This window comes from Aliarcobacter lanthieri (assembly GCF_013201625.1).
In the GTDB taxonomy this organism is placed as follows: domain Bacteria; phylum Campylobacterota; class Campylobacteria; order Campylobacterales; family Arcobacteraceae; genus Aliarcobacter; species Aliarcobacter lanthieri.
In genome coordinates, this window is sequence record NZ_CP053839.1 from 966,699 (window position 1) to 990,002 (window position 23,304).

At 25.6% G+C, this 23,304-nt stretch carries 19 protein-coding genes and 1 tRNA gene; 10 read left to right on the top strand and 10 right to left on the bottom strand.

The features are described 5' to 3' along the window. Positions 1-7: 7 nt before the first annotated feature. Genes ALANTH_RS04825 through ALANTH_RS04850 form a run of 6 tightly spaced genes read left to right on the top strand, consistent with a single transcriptional unit; the run spans position 8 to position 7,465 of the window. On the top strand, positions 8-2,122 hold the full coding sequence (locus ALANTH_RS04825) for an ATP-dependent nuclease (RefSeq protein WP_034236831.1): 2,115 nt from the start codon (positions 8-10) through the stop codon (positions 2,120-2,122). A gap of 9 nt (positions 2,123-2,131) precedes the next feature. Next, positions 2,132-3,208 carry a hypothetical protein gene (locus tag ALANTH_RS04830; protein WP_026807925.1) on the top strand — a complete coding sequence of 359 codons (1,077 nt, stop codon included), beginning with the start codon at positions 2,132-2,134 and terminating at the stop codon, positions 3,206-3,208. Positions 3,209-3,224: 16 nt separating this feature from the next. Beyond that, the gene (locus tag ALANTH_RS04835; RefSeq protein WP_026807924.1) at positions 3,225-4,424 is read left to right on the top strand and encodes an HNH endonuclease signature motif containing protein; all 1,200 of its coding nucleotides are present in this window, start codon (positions 3,225-3,227) and stop codon (positions 4,422-4,424) included. Between the two features lie 7 nt (positions 4,425-4,431). Then, on the top strand, positions 4,432-5,907 hold the full coding sequence (locus tag ALANTH_RS04840; protein WP_026807923.1) for a DUF2779 domain-containing protein: 1,476 nt from the start codon (positions 4,432-4,434) through the stop codon (positions 5,905-5,907). Positions 5,908-5,960: 53 nt separating this feature from the next. Continuing rightward, complete coding sequence (locus tag ALANTH_RS04845) at positions 5,961-6,572, top strand: DUF6088 family protein (RefSeq protein WP_026807922.1); 612 nt, start codon at positions 5,961-5,963, stop codon at positions 6,570-6,572. After that, positions 6,569-7,465 carry a nucleotidyl transferase AbiEii/AbiGii toxin family protein gene (locus ALANTH_RS04850; protein ID WP_202961207.1) on the top strand — a complete coding sequence of 299 codons (897 nt, stop codon included), beginning with the start codon at positions 6,569-6,571 and terminating at the stop codon, positions 7,463-7,465. The genes ALANTH_RS04845 and ALANTH_RS04850 overlap by 4 nt, the downstream gene beginning before the upstream one ends. A 94-nt stretch (positions 7,466-7,559) precedes the next feature. Here ALANTH_RS04850 and ALANTH_RS04855 read toward each other — a convergent pair. The 3 genes from ALANTH_RS04855 to ALANTH_RS04865 form a co-directional block, all read right to left on the bottom strand. Further along, a tRNA-Leu gene (locus ALANTH_RS04855) sits at positions 7,560-7,643 on the bottom strand. A 209-nt stretch (positions 7,644-7,852) separates the two neighbouring features. Then, complete coding sequence (locus ALANTH_RS04860) at positions 7,853-8,128, bottom strand: HU family DNA-binding protein (RefSeq protein WP_026803756.1); 276 nt, start codon at positions 8,126-8,128, stop codon at positions 7,853-7,855. A 101-nt stretch (positions 8,129-8,229) separates the two neighbouring features. Next, complete coding sequence (locus ALANTH_RS04865) at positions 8,230-8,808, bottom strand: class II aldolase and adducin N-terminal domain-containing protein (RefSeq protein ID WP_026803757.1); 579 nt, start codon at positions 8,806-8,808, stop codon at positions 8,230-8,232. Between the two features lie 57 nt (positions 8,809-8,865). On the opposite strand from ALANTH_RS04865, the gene rsmH reads away from it, so the two are divergent. After that, a complete protein-coding gene (gene rsmH / locus ALANTH_RS04870; RefSeq protein ID WP_026807921.1) occupies positions 8,866-9,768 on the top strand; it encodes a 16S rRNA (cytosine(1402)-N(4))-methyltransferase RsmH in 903 nt (300 codons plus the stop codon). Beyond that, positions 9,761-10,021 carry a hypothetical protein gene (locus tag ALANTH_RS04875; RefSeq protein WP_026803759.1) on the top strand — a complete coding sequence of 87 codons (261 nt, stop codon included), beginning with the start codon at positions 9,761-9,763 and terminating at the stop codon, positions 10,019-10,021. Before rsmH ends, ALANTH_RS04875 begins: the two co-directional genes overlap by 8 nt. 7 nt (positions 10,022-10,028) lie before the next feature. On the opposite strand, the gene ALANTH_RS04880 is transcribed toward ALANTH_RS04875, so the two are convergent. Next, entirely contained in the window at positions 10,029-11,315 is a 1,287-nt protein-coding gene (locus tag ALANTH_RS04880) for a C40 family peptidase (protein ID WP_026807920.1), read from the bottom strand. An 83-nt stretch (positions 11,316-11,398) separates the two neighbouring features. Here ALANTH_RS04880 and ALANTH_RS04885 point away from each other — a divergent pair, with 83 nt between their 5' ends. Next, complete coding sequence (locus tag ALANTH_RS04885; protein ID WP_026803761.1) at positions 11,399-11,788, top strand: hypothetical protein; 390 nt, start codon at positions 11,399-11,401, stop codon at positions 11,786-11,788. An 18-nt stretch (positions 11,789-11,806) separates the two neighbouring features. Here the strand turns inward: ALANTH_RS04885 and ALANTH_RS04890 are convergent, their stop codons facing one another. The 4 genes from ALANTH_RS04890 to mltG form a co-directional block, all read right to left on the bottom strand. Beyond that, complete coding sequence (locus tag ALANTH_RS04890; protein WP_026803762.1) at positions 11,807-12,085, bottom strand: c-type cytochrome; 279 nt, start codon at positions 12,083-12,085, stop codon at positions 11,807-11,809. 74 nt (positions 12,086-12,159) lie between these two features. Further along, positions 12,160-13,086 (bottom strand): malate dehydrogenase, encoded by a 927-nt coding sequence (locus ALANTH_RS04895; protein ID WP_026807919.1) that lies wholly within the window; start codon positions 13,084-13,086, stop codon positions 12,160-12,162. Between the two features lie 104 nt (positions 13,087-13,190). Continuing rightward, a complete protein-coding gene (locus ALANTH_RS04900) occupies positions 13,191-15,383 on the bottom strand; it encodes an NADP-dependent isocitrate dehydrogenase (RefSeq protein WP_026807918.1) in 2,193 nt (730 codons plus the stop codon). Positions 15,384-15,500: 117 nt separating this feature from the next. Beyond that, entirely contained in the window at positions 15,501-16,628 is a 1,128-nt protein-coding gene (gene mltG, locus ALANTH_RS04905) for an endolytic transglycosylase MltG (protein ID WP_228133196.1), read from the bottom strand. 52 nt (positions 16,629-16,680) lie between these two features. Between mltG and ALANTH_RS04910 the strand changes: the two genes are divergently transcribed. Next, positions 16,681-19,428 carry a YhdP family protein gene (locus tag ALANTH_RS04910; protein WP_051583651.1) on the top strand — a complete coding sequence of 916 codons (2,748 nt, stop codon included), beginning with the start codon at positions 16,681-16,683 and terminating at the stop codon, positions 19,426-19,428. A 10-nt stretch (positions 19,429-19,438) separates the two neighbouring features. On the opposite strand, the gene ALANTH_RS04915 is transcribed toward ALANTH_RS04910, so the two are convergent. After that, positions 19,439-20,644 carry an ABC transporter permease gene (locus tag ALANTH_RS04915; RefSeq protein WP_026807915.1) on the bottom strand — a complete coding sequence of 402 codons (1,206 nt, stop codon included), beginning with the start codon at positions 20,642-20,644 and terminating at the stop codon, positions 19,439-19,441. 1 nt (position 20,645) lies between these two features. Then, positions 20,646-23,264, bottom strand: a complete 2,619-nt coding sequence (gene secA / locus ALANTH_RS04920; RefSeq protein WP_026807914.1) for a preprotein translocase subunit SecA — start codon at positions 23,262-23,264, stop codon at positions 20,646-20,648. Positions 23,265-23,304 lie beyond the last annotated feature (40 nt).

Consider the following 23,304-nt stretch of genomic DNA (forward strand, 5'->3'; position numbering starts at 1 on the left):
GGTTTTTATGATATTTAAAAATATTAAGGTTGAAAATTTTAAAGGATTAAAAGATATATCTTCTCCATTATCTAAATTTACTTGTATAATTGGAGAGAATAATGCTGGAAAATCAACTTTTATTCAAGCTCTTTTACTTTTTATAAAAGGAACTAAATTAACAAAAGAAGATTTTTTTGATACTTCAAAAGATATCCTTATCTCTGTAGAAATTGATAATATTAGAGAAAAAGACTTAGAGCTAATTGATGAAACTCATAGAGAAAAATTTAAAAGCAATATTTTATTTGATGCAGATGGAAAAGGTTCTATTAAATTAGCTAGAAGATACTCAAAAACTGATTATAGTTCTAAATTAAGGAATATAAAGTTTATTCCTAAAGACAAACGGTTTAATAAAAGTGATATTGATGAATTATTAAAAGGTAAAAAAGGTAATGAGATACCTATAGTTCTCGCTAAAAACTATCCAGAATTAGATGAAGAAAAAATTTTAAATGTTAAAACATTAACAAAAGCTAAAGAATTGATAAATAACTATATATCAACTCTCAATGATGATGAAATGGAAGAAAAAGATATCTCTTTAGATACTGGAATTAATAATTCTATCACTTCATTTTTTCCTGAACCTATTTACATTCCAGCTGTAAAAGATTTATCAGATGATATGAAAACTAAAGATAGTGCATCATTTGGAAAATTATTAAATATTCTTTTAGATGTTATTGAAGATGATTTAAGTGAAGCAAAAGGAGTATTTGATGAACTGAGAAAAAAACTTAGTAAAACATATGATAAAGAAGGAAATTTAAACCCTGATAATAGATTAGAAAAAGTTAAACAAATTGAAGAGACTATACAAAAGAATTTAAATCAAACATTTAAAAATGTTTCTATAGATTTAGAAGTTCCACCACCAGAAATTAAATCAATTTTATCTAATGCAAATATTATTGCAAATGATGGAGTAATAGGACCTATTCAGAATAAAGGTGATGGGTTTAAAAGAGCAATTACATTTAGTATATTAAGAAGTTATGTAGAACTAGCTAATTCTGAAGATTGGCAAAAGGATAAAGATAATTTTAAAGAAAAAGATAGGTTCTTATTTTTATTTGAAGAACCAGAATTATATTTACATCCTAAGGCTCAGAATATCCTTTTTGAAGCATTATCTAAAATTTCAAATGACCATCAGATGATTGTTTCAACACATTCTCCACTTTTCTTTTCTTCTGACGAAACAAAAACATTTATAAAGATAAAAAAGATAGATGATGCAGTTAAATCATATTCAAAAGTTTCTCATATTGATTTAACTGATATGAGTAAGAAAGATCAGTTTCAATTAATTTCTTTTGAAACAAGTAATCATGCCTTCTTTTCTGATAAAGTAGTTTTAGTTGAAGGAGATACTGAATTAATTGTTTTACCTCATATTTCAAAAACACTTAACAGTAAGTATGATTTTAAAAACAATTCAATAAGTTTGGTAAAAATAAATGGAAAAGGTAGTTTTAAGAGATATAAAGATTTCTTCAAAAAATTTGACTTAAATATTTATTTTGTAGCAGATCTTGACGTGTTACTAGATGGTTTTGAGAAATTAGAACCAAGTGAAGAAATAAAAAAAATTCATAGTGATTTATTATCTCTTATAAATGAAAAAGTTTCTAATGTAGAGATTCAACCTTTAGCCACAAGAAAATATAAAGATAAATTATCAAAGAGTATTAGTAAAAGTATTTATGAACAAATAAAAGATGCTAGAAGTATAGATGATAAAGAAAAAGTTTTGGAATTACTTGATGAATTATTTTCTTTTGAACAAAAAAAAGCTGAGCTATTAGTTTTACAAGATAAAAAAAATGAATTCCAAGATGTAGTTTCAAAAAAAAGAGAACTGTTAAAGCTTCTCAGAAAAAACAATATCTTTGTGTTAGAAGCAGGAGATATAGAGTCTTACTATCCCAAAGAAATAGCTCGTGATGATAAGCCTACTCAAGGACAAAATTATTGTGAACTAATTGATTCAAAAGAAAAACTTTTCAAAGAATACTCTATAATAGATGAAGATAAAATTGAATTTGAATTAATATTTGAACAAATATTTGCATAGGATACTAAAATGAAAAAAAGTCAAATGAGAGGTTATTTATATGAAATTTTTGTTTCACACCTTTTGCAAAAAAATGGTTTCCTAAAATGTACTCAAGGATCTCAACAATTTATTGATATGGGAATAATATCTAATGATGGTGAAATTGTAGGTCGTGGTACTCAACATCAAATTGATTTTATAGGTTTATATACTAGAAATATTCCTTTTGTATTTCCTATTAGATTACTAGGAGAATGTAAGTTTTGGGAAAAAAAAGTCGATAAATCATTTATAAGACAGTATATTGGTATACATAAGGATATTTCAGAAAACTATATCTCTTCTATGAGAGGGACAACAAATAGGTTTTTAGATATACCTGTTATTTTTTCAGCAAGTGACTTTGATAAAGAAGCAGTAAATTTAGCTTGGGCACAAGGTATTAATTTAGTTTCTCATTCTAGGTTACCAATATTAAAAAATATAATCGAAGTAATTAAGATAATTGTAGAAACTTTATATGATCATTATGATTATCAACCAATAAAAAGATTTGTAGAAAGATTTCTTAATGAAGAAGATATTGAAATTAGTGAAACTTATTTAGATTTTATAACTAGATTTATTGAATATTTAAATAATAATTTGACTATCTTTGATGTTGAGGATTTTGTAGATTCATTAAGTAGGTTACAGGATAGCAGAATCAATACATTTTTATTTGCAACGAATGAGAAAGGAATTTTAATTAATTTAATTAGTGAAGATACATTCCCAAATAAAGATGATGATTTTGACGTAGATTTTTTTGAAACAAATTCAGAAGATTGTATGATATATTTTGATGATGAGAATAGTGATGAAAATGGAGAAAGGGTATTTTATATTACTTTAAATAGAGACCCCTCTCAAAGAAAATTTTATTTTCAAGCAAATAATGCTTTATTGAGTAAAGATTTTCCACAATTGTCTTTAAAGGATAGAATGGAAAGAAAATTAGAATATTTCTCTGAACTTTCAATAATTAAAGAAGTAAATGGTTTGACAAGAATAATAAAATTAAATGTTAATCTTGAAACAGTTATGCATAATAATGTAAGATAATTATCTAAGGACATATATGAGTAATAATATATTATTTGAAAATTTTATTAAATATGGTATTGATGAAGATTTATCAAAAAAATTAGTAGATTTGGATTTGACAGTTTCTAAATGTAAAGCGTTATCCCAAAATGATTTAAAAAATAAGTACAAACTAAATGAAAATGAAATATCTATAGTAAAAACTTCTACAAAAAGACAACCAATTGATAAAAAAGTTGTTGATACACTATTAAAAAATAGCAATTATATATGTAATGTATGTAAAGGTGAAAAAAGTCATAGCTTTATAATTCATCATATTGAGGAGTATGAAAAATCACAAGATAACTCATATAATAATTTAATAGTACTATGTCCTTCTGATCATGATCTTGCTCATAAACAAGGTGTTTCTTTAACAAATAAGATTTCAAAATCACAATTAAGAAAACTAAAAACTGAGTGGGAAGAAGAAGTTAGAAAAAAGAACGAAATAAAAGCAAGTGAGAATATTAATATCAGAGATGAAGTAGTAGATTTTGTTAATATTCAAAGGTTAGAAGAATTAGTTTTATTAACTTTTAAAAGAATACCAGATACTTATGTAACTCCTTCTTTAAAAAATAAAAAAATTTTGAATAATGATGGTTTTTTTGATGAAGAATATGTAAGAAAAAATCTTTCATCTTCTCCTATGTTATTTAGTTATATCAACGCAGGGGAAGGTATTCATTATTTAGAGTTATTAAGGAAAATAGTGAAGAAAAAGAATTTTATTGATATAAGAAGTTTTTTTAAAATACGTTCAATAAATAAAAAACAGATAAATGGTCAATATGTTTTTTTTACAGGAGGTTTTTATAGCCGTTCTGTAGGATTACCTTTAAAAGGCAATGAACCATTAGTTGTTTTTCATTATAAAAAGCAAAATATTAGAATTGAATGTAAAATTGATTCACAATATGCTCTATCTCAATCAGCGTTGGGAAGATTGGGGGTAAAAACAGTTTATTCTATTTATGGTGTAGTCAAAAATACATTTAAAGATAAAGATAATATTTGGGTAATATCTATCAGTCCTTATATAATTGGATTTCCTGAAGAATATTCTCGTATAAGTCCATTTTATTCTAATTATGAATTTGATGAAGAACCATTTTTTGAAGATATTGTATTAGAAAACTCAAGTTTTGATATTGATGAATGGCTTCAAGAAATTAAAGAAAATTCTTAAGTTAATTATGAACCTCTCTAAATCCCTCTACACAAAAGGCATCCAATGCCCAAAAGCACTTTGGCTTAAAAAGTATAAGCCAAGTGTACTAACACCACCAGATGAATCGGCTCTTGTAGTATTTGAAACTGGAAATATAGTAGGAGATTTTGCTTGTCAACTTTTCCCTCATGGAAAAGAAGTGCCATATTCAAAAAACTATGATGAGATGATAGCTACTACAAAACAGTGGCTTGATGATGGAGTGGAAAATATCTATGAAGCTACATTTAACTTTTCAGGCATTTTAATTATGGTAGATATTTTAACTATTCAAAATGATGAAGTATCTATTTATGAAGTTAAAAGTTCTACAGAGGTAAAAGATATATATTTGCATGATGTATCTATCCAGTATTATGTACTTAAAAACTTGGGTTTTAAAGTAAAAAGTGCAAATGTAATTCATATAAATAATGAATACATAAGAGGTGATGAGCTAGATATACATCAACTTTTTAAAATAGTTGATGTTACAAATGAAGTTATATCAATGCAATCAAATATTCCAAATATTTTAAAAGAGTTTGAAATATATTTAGAAGATAAAGAGAATGAACCAAATATTGATATAGGTAAACATTGTAATAATCCCTATGAATGTGATGCAAAAGAGTACTGTTGGAAAGTTCAAAGACAAATACCTGATTATTCTATATTTAATATTTTCAATCTTGGAAGTAAAAAACAAATAGAACTATATAATAGAGGTATTATAAATATAGATGATATTCCACACAATTTTGATATGACTTCTATTCAAGCACAAGCTGTTGAAAACTATAAATCAAAAATTACATATATAGATATAGAAAATATCAAATCATTTTTACAAAACCTAACTTATCCGATATATCATTTAGACTTTGAAACATATCAACAAGCAATTCCAAAATACAAAGGTTTAAAACCATTTGAACAAATACCATTTCAATACTCACTTCATATTGAGCATGAAGATGGAAGACTTGAACACAAAGAGTATTTAGCTCAAGATAGTGTTGATAGTAGATATGAACTTGCTCTTAGACTTTGTGAAGATATCCCAAGTAATGTTACAGTATTAGCATATAACATGAGTTTTGAAAAAGGTGTAATAAAAAGATTAGTAACACTATTTGAAGAGTTTAGTGAACATCTTTTAAGTATAAATGAAAATATGCAAGATTTGATGATACCTTTTCAAAAGAAATGGTATGTAAGACCATCTATGAATGGAAGTTATTCTATAAAGTACGTTTTACCAGCACTTGTTCCAGAATTTGAAAAAGCTTATAAAGAACTAGATGGAGTTCAAAATGGAAGCCAAGCTATGAATGCATTTGCAAAACTTAGTTTACTTGATAATGAAGAAAAACAAAAACTTAGAAACTCACTTTTGGAGTATTGTAAACTTGATACTTTGGCTATGGTAAAGATCTTAGAAAAATTAAAAGCTAATTAAAATCTAGAAAAAGATATACTTTTTTCTAGAAAATATTTAAAAGGTTTGATTTAATGAAACTCTATAATATGGTATTTTATTTTATATCTGGACATGGAAAGGGGTGGGCTTTTTCATCTGTTGATTTAATAAAAAAATTTGATAGACAACAAATAGACAATATTTTATCAGATTTAACAAAAGATAAAAAAATTAGAAGAGTAGCAAGAGGAATATATGATTATCCAAAATATAGTGAGTTTTTAAAAAAAGAGTTAAATCCTGATATAGATGAAGTAGCTCGTGCATATGCTAGAAAATTTAATTGGAAAATAGAAGTTTCAGGAGATACTGCTTTAAATATATTAGATTTATCTACTCAAATTCAAGCAAAATATATATATCTTAGTAATGGGGTAAATAGAAGTTACAAATTGTTTAATAATATGGAAATAGAGTTTAAAAAAGCTCCTTTAAAAGATATAGGTTTTAAATATAAAGAGAGTTCTTTGATTGTTCAATCTTTAAAAACTTTAGGCAAAGAGCATATTACAAATGAAATAATAGAAAAAATAAGAAATCAAATTGATTTTAAAATGTATGATAAAATTTTAAATGATACAAAAACTTCAACGGTTTGGATATATGAAGCAATAAAACAAATATGTAAAGATAATAAAAAATGAATAATATAGCAAATTTAACTAAACAAAAAAGAGCTGAACTTTTTAGTGAAACAGCAACTTTGATGAAAACAACAAATGCTATTGTTGAAAAAGATTTTTGGGTTGTTTGGACTTTAGATAAAATATTTAGTGATGATAGATTAAATAAAATATTAATGTTCAAAGGTGGAACAAGCCTTTCAAAAGTATTTAATCTTATAGGAAGATTTTCAGAAGATATAGATTTAATTTTAGATTGGAGATTAGTATCAAAAGAAAATCCATTAGATGAACAAGAATCAAAGAATAAACAAACTAGGTTTAATGAACAAATAAATGAAAATGCAAAAATTTACATAAAAGATATATTGTTACCAATAATTTCACAAAATTTATCTCCATTATGCAGTTGTAATATATCTGAAGATGAATTCTCAATAAATGTTAATTACCCAAATGCTTTTGATGATACTTATTTAAGGCCTGAAATCTTGCTTGAAATTGGACCTTTAGCTTCTTGGTTACCAAGTGATAGTTTTGAAATATCATCTTTTGCTGCGATTAAATTTCCACAAGTTTTTGAAAAGCCAACTTGTAATATAAATACAATAGTTGCTAAAAGAACATTTTGGGAAAAAGCAACTATATTACATCATGAAGCTAATAGACCAGTTGATTCTACAATACCTATAAGATATTCAAGACACTATTATGATTTAGCAATGATGGCTCAAAATAAAGTTAAAGATGAAGCATTAAATGATTTAGATTTGTTAACAAATGTTGTTGAGTTTAAACAAAAATTTTATCCAAGAAATTGGGCGAAATATGAAGAAGCAAAAAAAGGAACATTTAAACTTTTACCTCCAAAATTTAGACTTGATACTTTGGAAAAAGATTATAAGGCTATATGATTTTTGATAAAAAACTTACATTTAACGAGATAATTTATATTTTAGAAAACTTGGAAAAAGAGATAAATATAATTTAAGAAAAGTTTTATAAAAGTGGTAGCCCTGGTCGGAATCGAACCGACACTCCAGTGGAATACGATTTTGAATCGTACGCGTCTACCAATTCCGCCACAGAGCCATTTGTTTTTTAACAAAATATAAAAATTAAGTTATGTACCTAAAATATGTACTTAACTTTTTTAAAGTCCATTACTAACGAACTTTGAAAGGGTTTAGACATCAGATTTTGAATCCCTTGTGTCTACCAATTTCACCACAGCGGCATATAATTTGAAAATAAAAAAGGAGTTTATCAATAAATTGACAAACTCCTTTTATAAGCTATAATTACTTAGCAACAGCTTCTTTTAAAGCTTTTCCAACTTTGAATTTAGCAACAGTTGTAGCAGGAACATTAACAGTTTTTGTTGTACCTGGAACTTTTGCAGTTCTAGCAGCTCTTTCAGCTGTAGTAAATGTACCAAATCCTATAAAACTTACAGAATCTTTTTTTACTAAAGCCTCAGTAATAGTTTCTAATACAGCATCAACTGCACCTTTTGCATCTTTTTTAGATAAACCTGCTTTTGCAGCAACTGCATCAATAAATTCAGCCTTGTTCATGGATAACTCCTCATATAAAATAAATTGAGAAAACTTTAATCTAATTAAACTTTAATTTAGCTAAAAAAAATGAGTTTCAAGTAAAAATTATGATATTTTTTCTATTTAAAGGTAGATTTTATGCTTAAAAGCCTACAAGAATTCTCCAAAATTGCTATTTTCTTTACAAGTTGATGAATATCTCTATCATAAATATAAGTTCCAATTCCCTTAATAATTAGAAGATTGTGTTCAGTATTTTTTATATGTTTTGTTATTTCTAAAGAACTTCTTTTACTCCAAGTAGAAAAATCTCCAGGATCATATATTGGTATTTCACCAAATTTAGTTTTTCCTAAATAATCTTCAAATACAATTTTTTCATGGACCAAAGTGTATGCTGTTGTGTATATTGGCATTCCAAAAGCTATATATTTTGCTTCATGGATATTTGTATATATTGATGAATGAATATGAGCATCTACACTAGCAATATTCCATCTATAATCTTGGTTATTCATATTCAATGTAGAAAAAGATTGTTCATCTATTCTATCAAATACAGCATCTCTTGTATTTATCATAAAGTGTTCGAAATCAAGTTTAGCTGATATTGCTCCTTGATAAATTCCAAAAAAGTTTTTTGTAAACATAGATAAAGATAGTTCAGAAAGTAGTTTCACTGTATCTTGATTTATCATTTTAAGCCTTAATTGAATTTTCGCTATTATAACCCACTTTAAATAAAAGGATAGTTTATGCAAATTCCTCATATTCCAGTTTTATATGATGAAGTTTTAGATAGTTTTAAAGATATAAAATCTGGATATATTATTGATTGTACAACAGGATTTGCTGGACATAGTAGTGGCTTATTAAAACAAAATAATGATATTAGGCTAATTTGTAATGACCAAGATTATGAAGCTTTAGCTTTTAGTACAAATAGATTAAAAGAGTTTGAAAATAGGGTAGTATTTAATAAAGGAAATTTTGAAAATGTTATTGAAAAGTTTAAAGATTATTCTATAAAAGGTATTTTGGCAGATATTGGAGTATCTTCTTTACAACTTGATAAAGAAGAACGAGGTTTTGGATTTAATAGTCAAACTTTAGATATGAGAATGGATCAAACTAAAAGTTTAGATGCTGCAACAGTTATAAATAGTTATTCTCAGCATGAGTTAGAAAAAATTTTTAAAGAGTATGGAGAAGTACGTGAATATAAAAAAGTGGCTTCTTTGATAGTTGAGAATCGCCCATTTTATACTTCTAAAGAGTTTGCAGAGTTTTTCTATAAAAAATTACCAAAAGGGAAAATACATCCTGCTACTCTTATTTTTCAAGCAATTAGAATAGAAGTAAATGATGAATTAGGAGTTTTAGATAGACTTTTTAAATCACTTGAAGAGGCAAAATTAAAAGATTGCATAGTTGCTATTATATCTTTTCACTCACTTGAAGATAGAATTGTGAAAAATTATTTTAAAAAATGGAGTCAAAGTTGTATTTGTCCACCGAATGTATTTAGATGTGAATGTGGAAATAATCATGCTTTAGGAAAAATTATTACAAAAAAACCTATAATTGCAACTGATTTTGAGATAAAACAAAATCCAAGAAGTAGAAGTTCAAAATTAAGGATATTTAAATTTGTTTAGTTTAAACTCAGGAAATTCATTAAGATTTGTATTAATATTACTATTTTTAGCACTTTTTATGTATATTCCAAAAATTTATGTAAGTAATAATATTTATTATACAAGTAAAGATATAAATAGATTGTATTCTCATTATATTTCATTAAATGAAGAGAATACTTTTCTTTCAAAACAGTTAGAGGATATGAAATTTAAAAACCAAGTTATAGATTCTTTACTTTTCAATCCGTTGATACAATTAGAGCAAAAATAAGCTCTAATTAAAGTATAGTTATACCTAAAACTCTTTTTAAAATATTACTATCTTCTGTAAAACCTTCAATTTCTTTTGCTGGTTCTAGTGTTGTAATAATTGCTTTTCCTATAATGTGCCTAAATTCTTTATTGTTATTGTCTTTCATTTTTACACTCCAAATATTATGTACAACTAAAGGTTCATTGTTTTTTATTCCAATATATAACATAATATGTCCTTTTAGATAAACTAAAGTTGAAAAAGGAACACCATTTTGTTTTATAAAGTCTTTTTTTTCTTCTAAAGTAAGGTTTGATATATCAAGATATTTTCCATTTATTGTTTGTGCTTTCGAATTTCTATGAAGATATTTTCCAAATACACTAAAATAATCTTGAGTAAAACTAGAGCAATCTCTATTATTTAGTAATCCACCCCAACCATAAGGTTCATTTAAAAACTCTTTTAAAATTCTAGTTCTATTTTCTGAAGTGTATTTTAAAGGCATTTCTTCTACTTCATTTTCATTTAAAGATACATAAGAGATTACTGCATTTTGTTTGTCATCAGCTTTTGCAATTATAAATAAATTATCTTTTTTAGGAAATATAGTACCAACTTTTATGTATTCTCTAAATGTATTATTATAGATAGGAAATTTTTCTTTTACACTTACAAAGAAATTTGCTTTTTCAAATTCTTGCATAAAATTTGTATCAACAAATGCAATATTATTTATTTCAACCCAACCACCTACAAAATGTGATTCTATATAAGCCCAGGCTTTATCTTTTGATAAATGAGAAACTATTATAGGAGTATTTATTTTTAAAAGAGAATTTTGATTGTAATCAAATGGAAAACCTTCTCCTGGAAGTTGTGGATTATAAAACATTGGAGAATTTGTAGGTATAACTCTTACATTTGTATTCTTTAAAGTTATAGCTTTTTTTACTTCTTGATTGTATTGTTCAAAATTTGTATTTTCTATATGTTTGTCAAACCATTCTTTTGTTGCTAGATTATGGTTTTCTAAATATACTTTTTTATTTTTATAAGATAATCCCCACATAGCTTCATTTTTTGGATATGATAGCTTTGTTTGTTTCCAAGGCTTAAAGAATTTTGTAAAAAATTCATTAGTGTTTAGTTCTTGATTAAAAGTATTATCATCTACAAGATTTGATAATTGTAATATTTCATCTTGTTTTGCTTCTATGATTGTTGGCTGGATTACTTCTTTTGTATTACAAGCAATAAATAAAAAAGATACTGCTAAAATTATAATAATATTTTTAAAATAATTAGTCATAATACTCCCTTTTTATTTGATTGTAACATTTTATTATTGAATTTCTGGAAGTAGTAAATTATTTGAAATGAGAGGTTTGTTTTATGTATAAATTTTCAATAAAAAAAGAGTTATTTGAAGATATTATGTTAAAAAAAGTAAATATATTAGAAAAAAAAGCAACAAATTACTGGAAAAAAGAGATTTTAGTTCCAAAAATTATTGATGAGTCAATTCTTTTTGAAATAAAAAATAATGAAAAATTGATTTTAGTAAATGGTTTGGGTGAAGATAAACCAAAGATTATAATTGAATGTTTAAAAACTGAATATATAAAAGATAGAGCAATTTTTAGATTTTATTTAGGAAAAATTTTAGAACAAAAAAATATTAATGATTTTCAAGATGAAAAAGATATCTTAATAAAAGAGTTACTAAATGAAAAAGATGAATTAATGAAAATATTAGAAAATTTGAAAAAGAGTATAAAGTAGCAAAAAATTGCTACTTTATTATTTTATAATTAAATCTGCAAGTTCTTTCATAGTCGCTTCATCCATTCCTTTTACTTGAGGGATCATTAAAGCTTTTTGTGCTCCTCCATAAGTTCCATCTTGATAACCTTTAAGTGATGCTACAAACTCTTCTTTAGTCATGTCTTTAATGATTTTAGATTTTCCTAAAGCAACTTTTTCTCCATTTGCACCATGACAAACTACACAATTTGCATAAGGATTTGCAAAAGTAAAACAGGCTGTTAGAATTGTTGTTGCTAAAACTATTTTTTTCATAATTTTCCCTTTTTGTTGAAGTGCTCTTATTCTATTATAAGTTTTATTAATTTAAATTGACTTCAATCAAAATTTTATTTTAAAATATTTATACTTGATTGTATTGTTTCAATAGATTTATTTAGTTCTTCTTTTTCTTTTTTATTTAAATCTAATTCTATTATTTTTTCAATACCTTCTTTACCTAAAATAACTGGTGTTCCAAGTGGAATATCGTTATAACCATATTCCCCTTCAAGTTTTACACTACAAGAAAAAATATTTTTTTCATCATTTAATATAGATTTACACATTAAATATGTACTAAATGCTGGTGCAAAATATGCTGAACCAGTTTTTAAAAGTTCTACTATTTTTGCTCCACCATTTTTAGTATTTTCTAAAATCTCTTGAATATCCTCTTTATTTAAAATATCTATTACTCTTTTATCATCAATTCTTGCTTGAGATATTAACGGAACCATACTATTTGAATGAGAGCCAATAACTATTGCATCTATTTTTTTATAATAAAAATTTATTTTTTTAGATATGTAATATTTAAATCTTGCACTATCTAATACTCCTGCCATACCAAAAACTTTATTTCTAGAAAGATTTGATTTTTTTAAAGCACTATAAACCATAGCATCTAAAGGGTTTGAAACTATTATAAAAATTGCATTTGGATTTAAAGGTAAGATATCATCTAAAATAGAATTCATAATTTTTGCATTTGTAAAAAGTAAATCTTCTCTGCTCATATTTGGTTTTCTAGCAATTCCAGCTGTTATTACTATTATATTACAATTTTTAAACTCTTTATTGTTACAAGCTTTTACAATAGTTTTATTATTTGAAGAAAGGCTTGCTTGAGTAATATCTAAAGCCATTGCTTCTGTAAATTCTTCTCTTATGTCTTTTAATAAAACTTCATCACAAAGGTTATTTGTAGCAATATTGAAAGCTAAATTTGAACCAACATTTCCAACACCGACAATTCCAATAACTTTTTTATTCAAAATATATTACCTTTAAAATTTTTAAAGATTATAGCAGTTTATAGATTTAGATAGGTTTTTAAAGAAGAAAATATGAGAAGTTTTACTTCTCATATTTATGTAAATTATCCAATAATTTTATTTAAAGTTGTAGATGGTCTCATTATATTTGATGTTTTAATATCATCAAACATATAATATCCACCAGTATCAACAGCTTTCCCTTGGCATTCTGTTAACTCTTTTAAAATTTGTGCTTCATTTTCATTCATAGCTTTTGCAATTGGAGTAAATTCAGCTTTAAGCTCTGCATCATCATTTTGTTTTGCTAATTCATCTGCCCAATACATAGCTAAATAGAAGTGGCTTCCTCTATTATCAATACTTCCAACTTTTCTTGCTGGAGATTTGTCATTTAATAAGAAAGATTCAGTAGCTTTATCTAAAGTTTTAGCTAAAACAGCTGCTTTTTTATTATTTTGAGTATTTGCTAAATGGTCGAATGAAGCAGCAAGTGCCATAAATTCACCTAAACTATCCCATCTTAAGTAGTTCTCTTCTTGTAATTGTTGTACGTGTTTAGGAGCAGATCCACCAGCACCAGTTTCAAATAATCCACCACCATTCATTAATGGAACAATAGAAAGCATTTTTGCAGATGTTCCAAGCTCTAAAATTGGGAATAAGTCAGTATTATAATCTCTAAATACATTTCCAGTTACAGAAATTGTATCAAGACCTTTTCTCATTCTATCTAGTGAGTATTGAATAGCATCATCTGGAGCTTTAATAGATATTTCAAGACCACTTAAATCATAATCTTTTAAATATTTCTCAACTTTAGCTATCATTTGTGCATCATGACCTCTAGCTTTGTCTAACCAGAATACTGCTGGAGTATTTGATAATCTTGCTCTATTAACTGCAAGTTTTACCCAATCTTTAATTGGTTCATCTTTAGTTTGGCACATTCTGAAAATATCACCATTATCTACATCAAAACTAAATACAGTTTCTCCAGCATTATTTGTAACTACTATTTTACCATCAGCTTTTGCTTGGAAAGTTTTATCATGGCTTCCATACTCTTCAGCTTTTTTAGCCATTAAACCAACATTCGGAACAGAACCCATAGTTCTTGGATCTAAAGCACCATTTTTCTTACAATCTTCAATAACAACTTGGTATGTTGTAGCATAACATCTATCTGGAATCATAGCTAAAGTATCTTCTTCTTTATCCTCTTTATTCCACATTTTCCCCCCACCTTTAATCATAGCAGGCATAGAAGCATCGATAATAACATCAGAAGGAACATGTAAGTTTGTGATACCTTTTGCAGAGTTTACCATAGCTAATTTTGGTTGTTTTGAGTAAACAGCATCAATATCAGCTAAAATTTCAGCTCTTAAAGCTTCATCAACTTGGTCTAATTTAGAGTATAAATCACCTAAACCATTATTGAAATTAACTCCGATTTTATTAAAAGTCGCCCCATGTTTTGCAATTAAATCTTTGAAATATACTTTTACAGCAAATCCAAACATAATTGGGTCAGAAACTTTCATCATCGTAGCTTTTAGGTGTAGTGAAAGTAGAATATCTCTTTTTTTAGCTTCATCAATTCCTTTTTGATAAAATTCTTGTAAAGCTTTTGCAGACATTTTAGTTGCATCAATAACTTCACCATTTTCTAAAGGTAAAGATGCTTTTAAAACTGTTTCTTGTCCATCTTTTCCTATAAATGAAATTTTAAAGTTATCTTCTTTATTTAAAGTTGTAGAAACTTCTGTACCAAAAAAGTCATTTTCATTCATGTGAATAACATCAGTTTTAGAATCTTTTTTCCATTCTCCCATTTTATGTGGGTTGTTTTTAGCATAATTTTTAACAGCACCAGGAGCTCTTCTATCAGAGTTTCCTTCTCTTAATACAGGGTTAACTGCACTTCCTAGAATTTTTGCATATCTTGCACTTACCTCTTCACTAGAATCATAATTTGGAACATTATAACCTTTTGATTGTAATTCAGAAATTGCTGCTTTTAATTGTGGAATAGAAGCAGAAATATTTGGTAATTTAATAATATTCGCATTTGGATCTTGTGTCATATCTCCAAGTTCTGATAATGCATCACCAATTCTTTGTTCAGGTTTTAAATTCTCAGGGAAAGCTGCAATAATTCTTCCTGCTAAAGATATGTCTTTTTGTACCATTTCTATACCAGAGCTTTTTGTAAAAGCCTGAATTATAGGTAAAAAAGAGTATGTTGCTAAAGCTGGAGCTTCATCAACTTTTGTGTAAATAATTTGTGCCATGTCTCATCCTAAATTGTAAATTTTGATATGGCTGATTTTAACTATATTTATATTTGAAAGTATTGAATTTGCTTATATTTATTGGAGTGAATATTTGATTGTTTCAAATATTCACATCTAATTTACACTATTAAATAAATCTTTTATTGAAGGTGCTTTTTGATTTGTTATATCATTTTTCATAATATCTATTGCTTCATTATCTATATCATTAGGAGTTTCATTAACTTTTGTGTAAGTTTTTGATACACCAATATTTGCTTGAATATTAATTTGATGTTCTTCAAAAGTTTTTGCAAATTTATGAAGACCTGTTTTATTATCTCTTACAAAATATAAATAGTTGCTTTTTACAGGGAAAATAGCAGCTTTTATTGAGTCAAGGCTAACTGCACAAATAGGATTTTTAGGTAAACCTTTATTCTTGTAAGTATTATATGAACTATCATCATTTCTTATTCTATCTGCTGTTACAACACTATTTGAATATTTACCATAATTTAGTGTTCCATCCATTTGTAAATGCATTCCTTTTTTTAATCTATTGTGAATTACGCTAGCAACTATTGGCATTTCATTTCTTGTTGCAGCTTCTTTTTGTATAACTGAAGCTAAAGTTATATAATTAAACCATTTGTTTTTATCATAAATACCAAATATTTTTTTAGAAAACTCTTCATATTTTCTATTTGTTTGTGAGAATAAATAAAAGATTAAATACTCTTCACTCATTCCAACTGGTAATGAATATGTATCAGCAAGAATATTTCCATCTAGTTTATAAGCATGCTCATTATAAATTTTTGTTAGTTTTTCTTCATCTAAATTAAATTCATCTGCTAATTTTTTTAAGAAAAAATATGAAGTTTCACCTGGAATTAAAGTAACAGTTTTTAAAGCAGCTTTTGAAGTAAGAAGTTTTATTAAAAAATCTATTTTTGTTAATCTAGTTTGTTCAATATCTATCCAGCCACTTTGTATATATCCACTAGCTTTTAAAATAACTTCATCAATTATATTCATTTCGTAACCATTTTTATTTAAGTGTGATATAATATTACTTGTACTGCCTTTTGGTATATATAAAATCTTTTTAGATACAACAGGTAAAGTAAGATAATAAAGTACCATAATACAAGCAATAAGGAATAAATAAATAGTGTTAAAAAACATTAAAATCTTAATATTATTATCATCTTTTCTTTTAATGTTTTTATTGTATTCCATATTATTATTTGGTGTCAAAATAAGCTCTTTTCATATTTTTAATTTTAAAGTTTCGCAATTTTATATAAAATTGGATAAAAAACTGATTGTTACTGTTGAAGACATTGAATATAAATCAAAAAAGAGTAAAGTAAAATCATCTTTAGAAGATATAAAAAACAATATTGAAATGCTTCCAAAAATATTAAAATATTTTCAAATTATAGATATAAGTAATTTAGATATTGATGGAAATAAATTTAAAATTTTATTTGACAATGATAATTTTATAATAGACAATAAACTTATAACTTTAAATTCAAAGATTGATGTTTCATCAAAGCAAGTTACTTTTGATATCTCTTCGTTATATTTAAAAGATTATGAAGTATTGTTAAAAGGTAAAGCTGTAATTAATTATTTTGATGAAGAGCTAAAATATTTTGGTGATATTTTTTATAAAAATATTTCTACAAAAACTAATATTGATATTACAAAATCAAAACTTTCTTTTTTTACAAGAAGTGATTATTTTGAAAATTTACATTTTTTAAAGCCTTTTTTAAATTTAGATAATATTGCAAATGAGTGGATGTATGATAATGTAGTAGGTGAGTTTAAAATTGATTGGTTATATGGAGAATTTGATTTGGAAAGCCAAGAGTTGATTTTAAAATCTATTCAAGGTGATGCTCATATCAAAAATGCAAAAATAAAATTTGAACAAAATTTAGAAGAGATTATTACTAGTAATATTAAAGTAAATTATAAAAATGATATTTTAAATTTTGATTTAATTTCACCAAAATATAAAAATAAAAAATTAGATAATAGTTTTGTACAAATAAAAAATTTAACTAATGAAGAAGAAGGTAAAGTTTTAGTAAATATAGAAACAAAAACAACCTTAGATAAAGATATTTTAGACATTTTAAAAGCTTATGATATTTCTTTACCAGTTTTACAAAAAAATGGTGAAACAAAGGCAAAACTATTTTTAGATATTCCTTATTCTGAAAATTTGTCTATGACTACAAATGGTGAATTTGTTGTAGAAAAGTCAGATATATTTATTGAAGGCTTTCATTTTAAAACAAATAGTGCAAATGTTTATTTGGATAATAGTCAACTCTATATAGATGAAGCTAGTTTTTTATATGAAGATATGATTAATGCGAATGTAAATATAAATTTAAATTTAGATACTTTAAAAGCCAATGGAATTGTAGATATAAATAAAATCTTTATAAAAAACAATAAAGATGAACAAATCTTAAATATTAAAGATAAGACAAGTGAAATTACTATGGATTTTAGTAAAAAAATAGATATATTTTTAGTAGATTTAAAGACAAATATAAATTATGATAAGTTTATAAAAATAGATTTTATTGATATATCAAAGATTTATAAATATTCAGATATTTTAAAAAATAATTCTATAAAAAATGGTAATTTATCTATAAAAATAGAAGATAACAATAAAATTAGTTTAGATGGTACAATTAGCGGATTTGATCTACCAATTAAAAAATATAATCAAAATATAAATGCTTTAGATATTATAGGAAATATTGAGAATAATAAGGTTTATATTACTTCTAAAGATGATTCTATAAAGCTTAAGATAGAAGATGAAATTTCTTTATATTTAGATGGATATGATATATTTTATGATACAAATAATGATCAAAATGTAGATATCTCTCAAAGTTTACATATTTACTTAAAAGATACAAATTTAAATATCAATAATGATATTTATAAGATTAAAGATGCAAACATTGACATACAAAAGAATTTAATAAATTTTGAAGCAGTAATGAAAGAATTAACTCTTCCAATAAAAAAAGATGATAAAGAAGTAGAAAATCTTACAATAATTGGAAAATATCAAAATGGAATAGTTGATTTGTATGCTGATAATATGAATCTGTTTTTGACAATTAAAGATAAAAAATATAGTTTAAAACTTGATGGTTATGATATCTATTTTGATACAAAAGATAGTGAAGAATTTAGTACTATTGAAAAAATGAATATTATTGGAGTAAACTCTAAAATAGTTATAAATAATGAAAATAAAATTTTAGCTGATTTTTATGAAATAGATTTAGATAAATATAGAAAATTCTTCTATTTAGAATATGAAGATAGCAAAATGAGTTTTACTCAAAATAAAGATAAATATATAGATATTTATATTGCTAAAGCAAATGAAAAGTTTATAAATTCATTATTTAATAAAGATATTATGAGTGGAGGAAAACTAGATTTTTATGCAAATGGAATAATAGATAATTTAAAAGGGAAAATGTTAATAAGAGAGAGTAATATAAAAAATTTATCAATTTTAAGTAATATTATGTTTTTCTTAGAAAGTTCTCCTGCTCTTATTAATCCATTTTTAGCAATACCTTCTGTTTTTGGTTTAAATCAATTAGGTATTTATCAAGTAAAAGATGGTGTTGTTGAATTTGAATATAACCATGCAGCAAAAATACTTGATATTAAAAATTTACATACATCTGGAAATGGTATAGATTTTGAAGGTGAAGGAGTTGTAAATTTATCTACAAATCAGATTAATTCAAAATTAAAACTTATATTTATGAAAGGTTATAGTTCAATTGTTGAATATATACCACTTTTAAATTATATTTTATTAGGAAATGATAATAGAGTTGAAACACAAATAAATATTAGTGGAGATTTGAATAGTCCTACAATAAATACTAATTTGTTAAAAGATGGTTTTAATGCTCCAGTAAATATTTTTAAAAGAATATTTACAAGCCCATCAAATTTAATTAATAACTTTAATAATAAAAAAGAGTAAGTATTAAAACTTACTCATTTCTTAATACATCAATAACATCTATTTTTGTAGCACGGCTAGCTGGATAAAAAGATGATAAAAGTACTATCACAACAGCACCAATAACAATAGATATAAAATCACTCATTGCTAAATCAAGTGGTAATTTTGCACTTCCGTAAACATCTGCAGGCAAAGATACAATATCAAAAGTATCAAGTAAAAAATAACCAATAAATCCTAATATAATACCCGTAATAATTCCACTAAATCCAATGATAGTACCAACTCTTAAGAATATTGATTTAATCTCTTTTGTTGTTGCTCCCATAGATAAAAGTAGGGCTATTTCTTTTCTTCTACTCATAACTGTCATAAGTAAAGATGATATTATATTTAAAGATGCAACTAATATAATAAGCATTAAAACTATGAAAAGAGCTGTTTTTTCCATTTTCATAGCTGCAAAAAAGTTTCCATTTTGTTGCCACCAACCTACAACACCAACATTTTTATCTTGTAAAAAAATTCTTAGTTTTTCTATATCACTAAAAGCATTATTTGAATGAATATGTATTCCATCATAAATATTTGCATCTTTTTGAAGTAGAGTTTGTAAAGCTTCTAATGAAGTATACATATAAGCTTTATCATAAGCACTAAGTCCAGAAGAGAAAGAGGTAAGATAGTTAAATCTTTTCATTTTTGGCATTAAAGAAAAACCAGCTGGATTTAATTCTGTAAAGTATAAAGTTACTTTACTATCATTTGATAAGAGTAGTTTATCACTTATTCCCATTCCAGTTATCAAGTCAAATTTATTTAATTCAAAATCATTTAATGCTTCTTTAAAAATAGGATTAATGGCTGCTTCATTTTGTGCATTTACACCAAAAATCATACCACCACTCATATTATTTCCATTTTGAATAATTGCTTGAGTAGATATAAATGCAGAAAATTTTAAATCTTTAAATTCATTTTGTAATTCAGTTAAAAGATCTTCATTTACACTATTTGCTGTTTTTGCATAGATTGTTAGTGGATAGTTCATGGTAAAAAGTTTTCTTTCAAACTCTTTTGCAGTACCATTCATAATTGCCATAGATAAAATAAGTACCATAACACCTATAGCAACTCCAATAAATGCTAAAATAGCACTTATTGAGATAAATGGATTTTTTTTATCAAATCTTAGATATTTTTTTACAATAAAATTAACTAACTGCTTATTCAAATTAGTTTCCTGCAACTAAACCTTTTTTAGGTCCACTCTTTCCACAACATTGTTTATATTTTAGACCGCTACCACAAGGGCAAGATTCATTTCTTGCTATTTTTTTTTCGCTATTTTTTACAGCTTCTTGTGCTATATTTGTTGTTATATTTGCATTTGCTTTTTCCATAGACTCTTTCATTCTTTGTAATGCTTCTTGCTCTTTTTGTCTATCTTCTTTACTTTGAAGTTGTACTGCAAATAAAATTTTTATAATCTCTAATTTGATGTTTGAGATTAATTCTATAAACATATTATATGACTCTTTTTTATACTCAACAAGAGGATCTTTTTGATTATAACCTCTGAGTCCAATACCAGTTTTTAGTGTATCCATAGCATATAAATGTTCTCTATAAGCATTATCTAAAATTTGAAGATATAAAACTCTTTCAATTTCACTTTTTTGTTTATGATCAACAACACTCATTTTATTTTCATAAGTATCTTTTAAAATAGATATTAGTCGATTTTCTAATACTTCGTAATCTGTACTTTCTATCTCTTTTTCATCAATTATAAAATGTAAATCTTCTTTCAATTTAGCTACTATAAATGTATAATCAAAATCTTCAACTGGAGTTGTTTGAGAGATATTTGCATCAGCTAAAAGATTTTGGATATATTCAATTCTATTCTCATCTATTTTTGAACCAATATCGAAATCTTCGCTTAACAAGTCATTTCTAAAGTTATAGATAACTTTTCTTTGTTCATTTGCAACATCATCATATTCAAGTAAATGTTTTCTACTTTCAAAGTGCATTGATTCAACTTTTTTCTGAGCATTTTCAACAGCTCTAGTTACCATTTTTGATTCAATAAATTCACCTTCTTGGATACCAAGTCTTTCCATGATATTTTTTATTCTATCACTTCCAAAAATTCTTAAAAGGTTATCTTCTAAACTTAGATAAAATTGTGATTCTCCAACATCTCCTTGTCTTCCACTTCTTCCTCTAAGCTGATTATCTATTCTTCTACTTTCGTGTCTTTCTGTACCAATTATTGCTAACCCACCAAGAGCTAAAATTTCAGGAGTCAATTTAATATCAACTCCACGTCCTGCCATATTTGTAGCAATTGTTACAGCACCTTTTTGTCCAGCATCAGCAATAATTTTACCTTCTTTCTCGTGTTGTTTTGCATTTAAAACAGTATGAGGTATTTTTTTATCAACTAATATTTTATGAAGTTTCTCACTTTTTTCAATACTTGCTGTTCCTACAAGTACTGGTTGTCCTTTTTCATGATATTCTTTAATTTTTAAACAAACTGCTTCAAATTTTTCTTTTTCACTTTTATAAATTAAATCACTTTTATCTATTCTTTTGATAGGTAAATTTGTAGGAATAGACACAACATCAAGATTATAAATTTGTGCAAATTCTGTTGCTTCTGTTTGTGCAGTTCCTGTCATACCTGCAAGTTTTTTATACATCCTAAAATAGTTTTGATAAGTTGTATCTGCTAGAGTTTGACTTTCATCTTGTATAGTAACTTTTTCTTTTGCTTCAAGTGCTTGGTGTAAACCTTCACTAAATCTTCTACCTTCACTTAGTCTTCCTGTAAATTCATCAACAATAATAATTTGTTCATCTTTTACAACATAATCAACATCTTTTTGAAAAATATAATTTGCTTTTAATGCTTGATCAAGTGAATGAGAAAGCATAGCATTTTCAATAGAGTACAAATTCTCAACTCCAAAAAGTTCTTCTGCTCTTATATGTCCTTGTTCAGTTAAACTTACAGTTCTGTTTTTTTCATCAACTGTGAAATCACCAGTTGTTATAGGTTTTTCAGCAGCACTTTTTGGCTCTATCAATTTACCTAGTTCCAGTTTTAATGCAATTTCATTTGCTTTTACATAATTTGAGTTTATGTGATTTGTTGGTCCAGAAATAATTAAAGGAGTTCTAGCTTCATCAATTAAGATAGAATCCACTTCATCAACTATTACAAAATTATGTCCTCTTTGAACTTTATCTTTTATGTCATAAACCATATTATCTCTTAAGAAGTCAAATCCTAAAGAACTATTTGTGGCATAAGTAATATCGCAGTTATATTGTTCTCTTCTTTGTTCATCATCTTTTATACTATCAGTTAATGCACCAACACTAAATCCTAAAAATTCATAAAGTGGTTTTAATTCATTTGCATCACGGCTTGCTAAATAGTCATTTACAGTTACAACATGAACACCCTTGCCTGTTAGAGCATTTAAACAAACAGCAATACTTCCAACTAAAGTTTTTCCTTCACCTGTTTTCATCTCTGCTATTTTTCCTTCATTTAGAACCATAGCTCCTATTAGCTGAACATCATAAGGTCTCATACCTAAAACTCTTTTACTAGCTTCTCTAGTTATTGCAAAAGACTCTTTTAAAACATCATTTAATGATTTTTCTTCATTTTGTACAAGTTGTCTTAACTTATTAAATTCATTTTTTAGATCTTCATCACTTAGATTTTCATAGTTTTTCTCTAATGCAGTTATTTCACTTGCTCGTTTTCTATATTTTTTTACAACTCTATCATTTTTTGTACCAAAAACTTTTGAAAAAACATTTAACATAAAATTAGTTCCTTTTCGTTATAATGAGAAAGATTATATA